The organism is uncultured Oscillibacter sp. (assembly GCF_910579365.1).
Lineage (GTDB): Bacteria > Bacillota > Clostridia > Oscillospirales > Oscillospiraceae > Oscillibacter.
This window is the reverse complement of the sequence record NZ_CAJTUX010000026.1, coordinates 19,654-32,551: the sequence shown is the minus strand read 5'-3', so window position 1 is coordinate 32,551 and position 12,898 is coordinate 19,654. Positions and strand designations below refer to the sequence as shown.

3 protein-coding genes are annotated in these 12,898 nt (G+C 59.6%); all 3 read right to left on the bottom strand.

Going from position 1 to position 12,898, the window contains the following annotated elements; genetic code table 11:
* Nucleotides 1-1,241 (bottom strand): HAMP domain-containing protein (locus tag QZ329_RS08085; RefSeq protein WP_295750854.1); only part of this gene is annotated, 1,241 nt, incomplete at its 3' end.
* Nucleotides 1,238-2,233, bottom strand: a complete 996-nt coding sequence (locus QZ329_RS08080; protein ID WP_295750852.1) for a substrate-binding domain-containing protein — start codon at nt 2,231-2,233, stop codon at nt 1,238-1,240. The genes QZ329_RS08080 and QZ329_RS08085, both read right to left, overlap by 4 nt.
* Before the next feature lie 194 nt (nt 2,234-2,427).
* The gene (locus QZ329_RS08075; protein ID WP_295750849.1) at nt 2,428-12,861 is read right to left on the bottom strand and encodes an S-layer homology domain-containing protein; all 10,434 of its coding nucleotides are present in this window, start codon (nt 12,859-12,861) and stop codon (nt 2,428-2,430) included.
* Between the last annotated feature and the right edge of the window lie 37 nt (nt 12,862-12,898).

Here is a 12,898-nt window from a genome sequence, read left to right as displayed (position 1 = left end):
CCCTTCTTGTTGACGCAGGCCTGAAGCAGCTCAATAAAGTCCTCGATCACTTCGCCCAGCTCCCGCTCTCCCTTCAGCACCGCCGCGCACTTGATGGCGTTCAGCGTGTTGTACATGAAATGCGGGGTAATCTGGTATTGCAGCGCCTCCAGCTCTGCGTCCTTCTTCCGCTGCTCCTCTTCCAAAAGCTGCTGAATCAGCTCCTCGATCTTTCCCAGCATCCGGTTGAACTCCCCGGCCAAAACCTCGATCTCGTCGCCGGAGGCGATTTCCGCCCTGGCCTCCAAATCTCCGTCGGAGACCTTCCGCATTGCGGAGGTAAGTTCGCCCAAGGGACGGTAAATCACCCCGGTCAGATAAGCGGCGGGAATCAGAGAGAGGAGGAGAAACGCAGCCAGTATGACGGCGTAGTCCCGCCGGGTCCGCTGCAAGGTCTCCAGCACCGTGCTTCTCTCCGCGATCAGCAGCAGGCGGCACTGGGAAAACGGCGCCGTCCGGCAGCTGTACAGATGCTCCCCGTCCGTTCCCACGCGCTCACCCCTGGCCAGCCAGGACTCGTAATCCGCGGCGTCCATCTGCCCCAGGGAGGTGACGGCCCGTCCGTCCCGGTCCAGCAGCACCGCCTCCTTCACCGCGCCGCCGCCGAGCTTTGCAAGATGATTGTAATAGAGCGTGCGCTCCTTGATGTTTGAGAGGAGATACCCCCTGACGGCCCCCGACGCGTCCTCCAGGGCTTCCGCGAAGCTCACCATATTGGGGGCGTGGTGGGCGGCGTCCGGCAGAAGGGCCGGTCCGCCGGTGTCTTCCGCCAGACGGACCACGGGGGCCATATCCGCTTCCGGAATGTCCTTTTTATAGACCGGGTAGTCCTCCGAGGTGACCAGGACAGCGGCCTCCGGTATCAGAAGGTACAGTGAGCTGACCGAGGGATTCTGGCCGCAAAACGTCCGCAGCACTTCCGCGCAGTCCTCCAGGCGGCGCTCGTCGCCTTCCGCCAGATAGGCGAGAAGCTCCTCCCGCAGCTGCGGGGCACAGGCGGCGTGAACGTGGGTGTGATAGGCCTCCAAAAACATCCGGTCAATGGTCTCCATTGTCCGGGCGGTCTCCTGGCTGAGCGAGGCGGCATAGTTCTCCTCAATCATACCGGCGGACTTCCGATAAGAGAGGAGGGTCACCGCCAGAGCCGCCGCCAGAGTCGTCAGCAGAATCGCCGTGAATACCTTGCTTCGAATGCTTCTCATTCCTGATATTCCCTTTCCATATAGGACTCTGCGTTCTCCGCCGTCAACACGCCCGCTTCCAGAATCTCACCGGCATCCTCCGCCGTTCCCCTCCGCATCCTGTCGATATACTGAATCGTCCGATAGCCGATCTCGTAACCGGACTGGGCAATCAAAGCGGTGATCCTGCCGTCCCGAACCGCCTCCACCGCGTCCTTCTGAATGTCTATGGAGGCAATCTTAACCGCGTCGTTCTCCAGCCCTTCGGCGATGCCGAGGGCGGTCACGGCGCTGGTGGCCGCGATGCCCTCCATCCGGGGATGAGCCGCCCGAATCCGGCGGATCTTCACCTCCGACATTTGCAGATTGCTGTATCCGCTCTCCATGAACACCACCCGCATCTCCGGCTCGGTCTCCATATAAGCGATGAAGCCCTCCATGCGCTGCCGGTGGCTCAGCTGCTCCAGCCCCCCGGTGACGATGCCCACCTCGCCCCTGTGCCCCAGGGCCTCCGCCAGATGGCTCGCCAGGTCTCGGCCCGCCTGATGGTTGTCAATGCCGATGTAGGGAACATCCAGCTCCGCAAAACCCGTGTCGTAGGAAATAACCGGGATGCCCCGCTCCTCCGCCATGTCGAAATAACGGGGCCGGCGGTACGAGTCGATCGGAGAGACGGCAATTACGTCCACCTCCCGCTTTACCAGACTCTCCGCCATCTTGGACTGAACATCCCCCCGCTCTTCGGAATCCGGCGACAGAATCACCAGGTCCATCCCCAGCTCCGCCGCCGCCGTTTCCATTCCCCGGCGCAGGGTCATCCAGTACTCGCTGGACCCGGATTTTGTCACCACGCCCACCACGTACCGCTCCTCCGCAGACCGGGGAGCGGACGTTCCGCAGGCAGACAGCGCCGGCAGAAGTACCAGGAGCACCGCCAGCAAACAGACGGCGCGGCGCATGGACCCGCTCCCGCCCAGCGACGGACCGGACGGCCGGCGTTCCTTCAAGCTCATCGGTTTTCGCCTCCCCCAAACGTGCCGGGTCTTCCGGCCCTCCTGGTAATCGAATCAGGAATATTGTAATCGGTTGAAACCGCCTTTGTCAAGGAGAACCGCCCCGTGGCTCCCGCAGCCGGAAAGCGCCCCCCGGCGCAAAATGCGTCGGGGGGCGCTTGTTCTCCGCTTCTCAGGAAGCGAAGCTCCGGCCATTACTCATCCCACTCGGGATCGGGGGTCAGGGCGGTCCAATTCTCCATCAGCTCGCCCTCCTTCCGACGCTCATAGTCGTGGGAGTTCGTGGCCTCCAGCACCACGTAGTAGTGCCAGTCGCCGGGGTTGTTGTCACTCCACTGGGCGGCATCCTCCAACAGGCCCTCCTCGTCCACATGACGCTGGAGCACGTTGTTGATGAGGTTCATCGCCGCCGCGCGGGTGATGTTGTTGTTGGGCCGGAAGGTTCCGTCCTCATAGCCGCCGATCCAGCCTCTGTCCGCCGCGAAGGCGATGAGGTCGCGGGCCCAATGCTCCTCGGCAACGTCGGAGAACGGATTCTCCAGGCCAGGAATGACGCTGTCAAACCGGGCGGCGATGGCCGCGAACTGGGCACGGGTGATGAAGGCGTTGGGACGGAAGGTTCCGTCGCTGAAGCCAGTGATGATCTCAGCGTTGCTCAGGGTGGAGATGGCCTTGTTGGCCCAGAAGTCATTCGCCACGTCGGTGTACTCGTTGCTCTCGGCGTAGTAGATGGCCCGGGACTCAGCGGTCATCAGGCGGTAGAAGATGGTCGCCACCTGGGCGCGGGTGATGAAGCTGTTGGGACGCACCGTGCCGTCGGCATAGCCCTTGATATAGGCAAAGTGGTCCGTCATGTTCAACGAGGCATCACCGGCCAGAGGGACGGTCTCATCTTCGAGGATGGTGGGCGGAGTTCCGCCGCCGCCACCGCCGCCGCCGCCGCCACCGCCGCCGCCTCCTCCGCCAGGGATCCTGGTGAAGGCAGCGTTAAAGGTGGTGTCCGCGATGATGACAAGGCCCGCAACCGGGGTATCGGGGGTCCAGGTCGGAGTTACACGGTAATTGTTGTTGATCCGGGTCGCCACGGCGATCTGGTCGGCCGCCAGCCGGGCGATACCATCAGCGGAGGGATTGCCGTTTTCATCCAGCTTGGTGACAACGGCGGACTCAAAGCTGACGGTACCGTTGGTAGCGGTGTAACGCACCGTGTACTGCGCGGAATCGGGAATGCCGTCGCCGGGCTCTTCCGGGTCGGTGCCGCCGATGACATCCCGCGCGTAGGTGAAGACGATCTCCTGGTCCCTGCACTCCGTGACCGTGTAGGACTTCTCGCCAGTCAGGACATAGCCCTCGAAGTCCTTGGCGGACACATCAAAGGCGGTCATATCCTCCCGGAGAACCTGGGTCTCGCTGCTTGCGATGTCCGCGCCCTGCTCATCCACATAGCGGATGGTCAGAACGCTGGAGTCCATGGACACATAGGTGTACGTAAAGGTGCTGGTCGTGCCCGGAGTGAGCACCACATTGGGATTGCGGTCCCATCCGCCGGTCTTGAAGCCGTCGTTAGCCTGCATCCCGGTGGGAACCTGATGGTCCGGAGCCGGGTTGAGCGCCGTCCAGGTGCCGTCCGCGTTCTGACGGAAGAGCGTCACGACCACGGTCTTGTCGGCGCTGCCGCCCTCAGACCAGGTGCCGTTTTCGATCTTGTAGACCACGGTGGCCTGGCGGGCATCGGGGATACCGTCGCCGGGCTTTTCAGGGTCGGGGTTCTTGCCGGGGTCCTTGACCTCGTCCTTGCCGAAGCTGGCGGTGAAGGTATAGGTCTTGCCGCCCTGCACGCGCAGCTCCGCGGGGATATTGATCAAGGTCTGGGTTTCAAACATCTCCTGGGTGGAGGTCAGAGTCCAGTAGTCGAAGGCGTAGCCCTCCGCCGGGACCGCCTGGGAGCCGCGAATCGCAATCTCGCCCGCCTTGGCGTAGCTGCCATCGGCGTTTGTGATGGTGACGACTTCCCGGCTGCCGGTAACGGAGCCGTTCGCGCCGGCCACATAGTCGACCGCCGCCTGGTACATGTCGGGGATGCCGTCAGGCCCGTTGGGGCCCAGGACATCCGGGGCATAGTACACCTTGATGACGTTCTCCCGGCTGTGGCTCAGGGTCAGGACCTCGCGGTCCACGGAGTCGAAGGTGTAGCCCTCCACGTCGATCTTATAGACTTCGGCGATGTCCGCCCAATTGACGCTTGCGCCCTCGGCCATAAGAACTTCGCTGTCATGCGCGCCGTTGTCCAGGGACACGTCAGTGTGGCCATAGACAAAGTACTTCACCTGATAGGTCAGCGCGTTCTGACGGAAGGAGTAGGTAAACGTCTGCGTGCTCTCAGGCGTGACGCCTGCCTTCGCCGCTTCGGTCCTCGGGTCCGTATCCCAGGAGCCCTCGGGTCCGTAGGTGTAGTCGGCGGTCATTTCGGGAACGGCGGGCATGCTGAAATCAGCATTTACCACCGCACCGCTGCCGTCGATCTCCCGCACCGTCAGGACATAGGACTTCTCGGTATCGGGAACCCAGCTGCCGTTCTCATCCTGCACCAGCCCAAAGTAACCGTTCTCCACCTTGTAGATCACGGTCGCCTGATACTTGTCGGGAGTGCCGTCACCCTCGCCCTCGGGGCCGGTGACGTCTCTGTCGAAGTGGGCGGTGAAGGTATAGGTCTTACCCAGCTCGATTTCCAGGGTTTCGGGAATGCCGGTCAGCTTCTCCGCGGAACCGTTCAGCGTCCAGTAGTCAAAAGCATAGCCGTTGACGCCCTTCGCCGTGATATCCGCCGGGAGCTCCACGGAATTGCCCTTCGGCGTATACACCAGAGTGGTGCTTCCGCCGACCTGGCCCTTCGCTTCGCTCTCGCTGACAAACTTCACCAGGACCTGCTGGTTATCGGGGGTTTCATCGGGGGTCTTGTCGCTGTTGTCGGGCTCGCTCCAGCGGTCCACATGGTAGTACAGATGGATCACCGTATTGTCCTTGATCAGAGTATCGTCCAAGCCAAGAAGATCGGCGCTGAAATGGCTGTAGCGATACGTCGAACCATTGAACGTCGTGGGGACCATCTTGCTGCCAAGCAGATCCGCAACCTTGGTGTTGGGATTGGCCTGGTTGCCTTCCCGAATGTCAAGGGCGCCCTCTTCCTTCCCCTCCGCGTTCAGGAAGTGCTGGACGTAAGAGTAAGTCAGGGGGACAACGTCCCACGTCGCCTTGATCGTGATCGTGCTGCCCTCGGTCAGTCCGGTCCAGCTCCAAATATTGCCAGCCGTTCCCGCCGCAATCTGCTTCTCCTCGCCGTTGGCGCACTGAAGCATCCAGTCCTTGAACGCGCTGCCGCTATTTATGGGCCGGTCCATGGTAGCCACATACAGCAGTTCCGTCGCCGGAACGCCGGTTCTCTGGATACGGCTCTTGCTGCCCTCCGCGAAGGAATAGGGGTTGGGAGCCATGGTCCATTCGCCGCCGTTGCCGTCGAAGATTACCGTGTAGGTATCCACCGCGAAGTTGGCCGTGAACGTGTAGGTCTTGCCGCCGGTAACGCCGGTCAGAGTTTTGGGAAGGGCCTCGTAAGACGCTTCCGGAGTCCAATTGGCGTCATCGGTCTCAGCCGTCCAGTTCACGAAGTGGTAATACTGGCTGGGAGCCGCCTTAGCGCCGGAGATAGCGGCATTGCCGGAGGTTGCCCTGCCGCCAATGGTCACAATTTCCTTCGCATTGTCGACGGTGCCCATGGAGGTATCCACGCTCAGATACTTCACCGTCACCTGGTACTTGTCGGGGGTGCCGTCACCCTTGTCCTCGGGACCGATGACGTCTTCGCCGAACTTGGCGTAGAAGGTGATGGTGTCTCCGCCCTCGGCCTGCTGGGTCTGGAAGGGATTCACCGCTTCGTCGGAAGCCGCGTCGCCCTTAACCCAGATGTCGAAAGCGTTGTTCTGCGCGGGAGTCAGGGTGATGTTCTCGTTGACAGGCACAACCGCAGTCTTAGGCAAGACCTGGGTCGTACCGGCGCCGGAGACGGTACCCTTGCTGTTGTCGGCGCTCTCGAACTTGACCAGGACCTGGTCCTTATCGGGGGTGCCGTCGGGGTTGGTTTCGCTGTTGTCGCCCCAATTATCCGCATCGTAATAGAGGTGGATAACGGTTCTCTCAGCAGTCAGCTTGGCGCCGTCCAGAGACGTCTGGGGCTCTCCCTCGTCGATACGGTACTCGCTGGTATTGCGGATATAGACAGTGCCATCTCCGTCAATCACATCTTCCGCAAACTCGGAAGGAACCAGCGTCTTGACCGCAGTGCCGAATTCAGCCTTGCCGTCCGTCATCCGAACGTCCACGTCGGCCAGCTTCTCATTCCGGAGATGCTGGACGATGGTGTAGTCCAGCATCCTAGCTTCCCAATTCGCCGTGAGCAAAATGGTACGGTTGCTGGAAGCAGCGCCAGTCTCGGTCCAGATAGCAGCCGCCGTCTTTCCGGACGTCAGCTCCATATCCGTTCCCTTGACCGTGTAGGTCCAGCCGGTGAAGGTCATGCCGTACCGCTCGGGAGCGGCAATCGCCACCACTGCGGAGCCATCCACGTCAGCGGACGCGGAGCTCCGGCTGCTGCTGGCCTTGTAAGCGCCCAGGTCCACACCCTCAGCCCAGGAACCGCCGTTGGCGTCGAAGATCACGGTGTATTTCTCCGACTGGAAGTTCGCGGTAAAGGTGTAGGTGCTGCCGCCGGTAACGCCATAGAGCGTCACGGGAAGCTCAGCATAGGGGTTGTTCGGGGTCCACTCTTTGTCGTCAGACGCAGCCGTCCAATTCACAAAGAGGTTGCCCGCTGCCGCAGTCGCGTTGGAACCCTTGACAATATCAACCGTGCCGGAAGTCTTCCGGTTCCGGATGGTCAGAACCTCGGTGGCTCCGTCGACCGTGCCCATGGCGGTATCGCTGCTCTGGTACTTCACCGTCACCTGGTACTTGTCGGGGGTGCCGTCGTTGTTCCCGTCCGTGGAGTAGTACACCTTAAAGGCGTTTTCTCCGTCCTCCGTCAGTTCCAGCTTGGTCTCCGGAGTGACATAGTCGAAGGCGTAACCAGGGATATCCTTCACGTACGTGCCGTTCAGGAGCGGCCAGATAACAAGGTTATTCTCAGCCGTGATACCCGTCACGTCGTACAGGCTGCCGTCCTTGTCCGTCAGCGGCTCGTTGGTCTCGCTGTCAAAGTAGAGCACAGAATAAGTCAGGGCCTTCTTCTCGAACGTGTAAGTAAACTCCGTTCTGCCCGTGATGATGGTATCGGCGGGATTCAAATTCCAAGCGCCGGTTTCATTGTAACCGGCGTCGGCTGCCATTTCTTTGGGAATCACCGTGTCATCCAGCTTCACGTTGGGAATGAGCTCCCACACGAGAGTCGTCGGATCCTGCTCATAGAGGTCCACATAGACAGTCTTGCCGTCCTTGCCGCCTTCCTTCCAAGTGCCGTTTTCGACGTTGAAAGTCACTTCGGTCTGGTACTTATCGGGAGTGCCGTCGCCGGGGTTCTCCGGAGTGCCGCCCTTGGCGTCTTCGGCGAAGTTGGCCTTGAAGACAATCTCCGTGCCGCCGGGAACGTTGCTCCGCTTCTGTCCCGGGTTCACGGCAGTCTTGCCGTTCCCCTCGGTCCAGATGTCAAACGCGTAACCGGGGTTGGGAGTCGTTTCAATGCCGGCCATCCTGGGCGTTACGTCGCCCTTGTCATGGACCTGGACAAGGCTGCCCAGTTCCGTCGCTGTGACATCGCCGTTGCCGGCGCTCTCGAACTTGACCAGAACCTGGTCCTTGTCGGGAGTGCCGTCGCCGCCGTTTTCAGAGGGACCGGTTTTGTCCCAGCTGTCCACGTCGTAGTAGAGGTCGATCACCGTCAGAACGCCGTTCGCCTCCATGGACGGAGTCGTGCTGCGCTTCGATCCATCATAGATGTACCGCGCGCTAAGCGCCTCCCCATCCACAGCGAGGTCGTCCTTCTGATAGGTCTTCTCATACTCTGCGGAGGCCTGCTCCAGGGTGCCCTCGGTGAGAGTCCGGATTTTGCCCTTAGCCTCGATGGTCTCATCCAGTCCAACAAAGTGCTGGACGATCTGATACATCTCAGCCGACTCCCACTTCGCCGTCAGGGTGATGGTCTTTCCGCATCCGGGATGGTTGGTGATGAATTCCTTAACGGTCGTACCGCCGGTGAATTCCTCACCATTGTAGAACCATCCCTTGAAGGCAAAGCCCTTCCGGGTGGGAGCATCGGGATTCTCAACCGTACCGGACAGAACATACTGCTCAGAGCGAGCCTCTGTCTGTCCATTGTCGTTGTAGTTCCAAATAAAGGTATAGGTGTCCGCCTCAAAGTGGGCCTTGAAGGTGTAGGTCTTACCCGCTTCCAGCTTGCCGGCGGCAATCGTGATCTTCGTGATCACGTCGGCCTTCCACTTGCCTTCGCTCCAACCGGTAATACCATCTTCATCCGTCCACTCCGTGAACCGGTAGCCTTCCGCTGCGTCAGGATACGCCTGTACACGGAGACTGGTCTCCACCATCGTCTTCGGAATCCAGCGGGTATTATTCGAGTTGGGGTCAGCGAGGTTTACAACCTCGGTCAGTTCCGTCTTCCCGTTGACATTGCCGTGCGCTTCCGCCACGTACTTGACCGTAGCCTGGTACTTGTCGGGAACGCCGTCGCCGGGGTTCTCAGGAGTGCCGCCCAATTCGTCGGCGCTGTAGTAAACCTTGACAACATCGTTTTCAGCCTCGCCGGTGATGGCGGTCTGCTCGATCTTGTCAAGCGCGTAGGTAGTCTCGCCCACTGTTACCTTATTAAAGGTATCGGCAAGCGTGAACGCGGTGGTCTGGCCAACCTTGTACTGGGTCTCGGTCGGCTCGACCTCAGTCGGGGCATTGGGCACCTCGAACTCCGCATAAGTGGAATTCCCCTCCGCGTCAGCGGTCTCGTAATAATACGCAACCGTGTGACCATACAGCAGGGTCTTCCAATTGGCGGTGAAATAAAGGTTGCCGGTGGTGCCCTCGGGGATGGTGACGTCCGTCTTAGGAACGGTGATGTTCAGCTCCGGGCAGGTCCAGCCAAGGAACTCCGCGTTGGCCTTGACCGGATTGTTCAGAGTGATGGGAAGTCTCTTGACCGCGTACGTCTCGGGATTGCGCGCGCCCTCCGGCAAAGCGCCATCCTTCAAGTCATACGAGATCGTGTACTCCACCGCTTTCCAGACGGCATAGAGGGTATTGACCATGTCGTCGTCCGCTTTGTCCACGCGAACCTGAACACCAGCAGTATAGTCCGGGTTTTGGGCCTCCGGAGTTTTGGCCCATCCCTCAAAGGTATAGCCAACGCGCTCCGGCAGCTTGGTTGCCTGATACGTCTTTACGGTAACAAGACCGTTATTGGAAACCTCCGAGTCTTCGAACTTGGCTGTGGTCCCCTCAAAGTTGGCGTGGTAGATGATGTGCACCCGGCCCACGTTCACCTTCTTGTAGACGGCAGTCAGTTTAGTCTCGGGAGTAACCTGGATCAGATCGCCGGGGAAATACTTCACACCGTTCTGGTCTTCCCAGTGGTCGAAGCTCCGTCCACTCTTATCCGTGCTTACCGGACCGGACTTGACAACCGCCTGCACATTCAGGGGATACTTCATGGTGTCTTCCACCGTCTCGTCACCTTCGAACTGGTCCAGATCATACTCGATCTGATAACTGCTGTTTTCCCAGATGACGATCAGAGTGGTCGCTCCAGAGACTGCAATAGAGCTGTTGATAACCTTGTGGGTCGCGGCATCGTAGAAGCCAAGGATGTTGTCCTTTTGATTCTGGACAGCCGCTTTCAGCTGCTCCTGCGTCACGATACTGCCGGGCTGGACAGGGAGAACCGCCAGGACATTGCCCTCCACGTCTTCCAGCACCGTCACGTTGACCTCATCAGTGACCCACTTGGCATAGACAGTGGCGCCTCCGATGGGCATAGTGCCGTTCAGCGTGGCGTCTGCGCTCTGCGTGCAGGCCTCATCCAAATACCAGCCTTCGAAGGTCTTACCCTCAACCGTGGGTACATAGATGCTCGGACCACCGATGGACTGCTGGTACTTTAAAGTCAGCGTATGGTTCTGATTTGGATAACCAGGGACCACAAAGTAGACACTGATATCCTCGCGGGTGTAGTAGAACTTTGCGTTGCTGTTGTAATGGCTTCCACTATACTCCAAAAATCTGAAACCAGGGATTGCATAGCAGTCATCAGAGGTAATATTTCCACTAGGAACATTGTCTGTATGGTGTTCTACGTAATAGCGGCCATTATAGTACACATCAGTTTTAACCCCCGGAAGGGCCTCAACATAATACCTCGCTATCTTGCCGTCGCCGCTTTTGCCGTAAAATACCTTTCCGCCCAGAGGCATTTTCTGGAGGTTTGCCTGCCACGTATCTCCAGAAGAGGCAACATACCATCCGCCTCCCGGCCACTCAGAGCCAATACTCGCACCATACTTCGCATGGATCGTGTACTGGGCCTTACTCTCATCATACGAGACTGAGTAGCACCCATTATTGATGGAGTGGGAATGCGCTGTTTTGCCGCAGGTGTAACAACTGTCGGTATGCTGCCAATCCATCCAATGGCTACACTGAGTGCGGCAACGATTGTGACTGTGTTCTTCCTGCTTACAGATCAGCGTGTACTGAGGCTGAGGCTTCCGGGTAGCAAAGAAATAAACATCGTACTCCGCGAGGTCGTAGTACACATTAACAATGGTAGTGCCGTCTCCAGCGATGGTAATCTCAGTGTTGGACTTTTCCGTATTAAGGAAAAATCCCTTACCGGCTCCGTCACCGCCATCAGGCAGTTTCTCTGCGCTATACTTGACCGGATCGCCAGCTGTTCCCGTCAGCTTTTCAGTACCAAAAGAGGAATACTGCTGCGCATCCCTTTGGTCTTCGGGCAGAAATGTGTTACCATAGTCAGCGTTTTCCTGCCAATAGATGACTGTATAGGGAACATCGGTTTTCGCCGTCCAATGGGCGGTGAGGATAACCGTTTCCGTTACGTCCGTCAGCTGATCGCCCGCCTGCGTTCCATCAGGCATAAACCAGCCCTCAAACGCATACCCGGCCTTTTCGCTGGTGATATTGGTCAGGTCTACGGTTCCGTCCGCTTCGGGCTGAATGTCGTTGACCGCCGTGCCTCCGGCTACGTTGAACTTAATCCAGACGCCGTCTTTCTCCACAGGAGTCACAACCGCGTCGCCGGTCACATTCTGAGCATCAAAGCCCTCGGGGAACGTCCACTCAACCGTTTTACCAGGGTGGAACGTGCTGAAAGCCTTGACAGCCTCTGCAATTTCGGTAACGTCCAGCACGCCGGACTCGCCGCCTGTCACAGGAATCTTGGCCACATAGCAGTTGTCCTCTCCGGCGGCATCCTTGCGGAAAGACACAAACCAGTAAGAGGCATACTGCGGCTTAACCTGGATAACCTTGCCCGCATACTTCGTGAAAAACTCCTCAGTAAGAGCCTCGCCCTCCTCCAGAGCGTCGACCGGAGCGGTTTCGCACGCCATGGCCCACTCGGTGAAGACGAAATGAGGCTCATTCTCTTTGGACACTTTTTCCGGCGCGGCGGGATACTGAAGGGCCTCGCCTTCCTTCAAGAGCTGCTCCGCATCGGCGTTCTCCACGCCATCAGCGTTGTAGAACTTGAAGGTCACGACTTCGCCCTCAAAAATATCCAGGGGATTGATTCCCTCAAAGAGGTCCTTCAGCGCATCGCTCAGGCCCTTGCCCTCATACTGCGCCCACATGGTCACGGGAATCATGCCGGGGCTGTTCAGGGTCAGGGTGGACACCAATTCCGTGTCCGCTTCCGCAGGCTCGCTGGGGGTCTCTTCGGGGGTCTCCTCCGGCTCACTGGGAGTTTCCTCGGGAACCTCGGGGGTCTCCTCCGGCTGGACCGGGGTTTCCTCGGGGGCTTCCGGGGTCTCTTCGGGGGCCTCGGGAGTCTCCTCCGGCTCGGCGGGGGTTTCCTCAGGAGCCTCGGGGGTCTCCTCCGGCTGGACCGGGGTTTCCTCAGGGGCCTCGGGGGTCTCCTCCGGCTGGACCGGGGGAACAGGGACAACCGGGAGGGGCTCCTCAGGCGTCACCGGCGCGGCCGGCTCTTCCTCAAAGTCCTCTCCGCCCATTACCAGGTAGGCTCCGCCGTCCTGGTACAGGGCCACGATCGGGCTGTCCTCGTCATAGGCGGCCTCCTGGAGCTCGTCTGCGTCCAGCTGGAAGGCGGCCTCGTCGTTCACCTCATCCCAAAGGGTGAAGCGGGCGACCTGCCGCTCCTGGTTTCCCGGCGCGTCCGGCATGCCGAGGAGCATGGCCAAAGCCCCGGCGGGGAAATAAACCGCGCCGTCCTCGTCAGCCTCCGCGTAGTTCTCCACCAGCCATTCGTAGACCTCAGCCGTATCCAGCTGCTCTCCACGAGGGTCCGTCTCAGCTGCCAGTGCTGGAGCCGGCAGCAGGGTAAGAAGCATTGCCAACGACAAAGCCATCGACAATACGCGCTTGCCCATATTCTTCATGTGTGTTTCCATCCTTTCTTTGCAGAATTTCGGATGC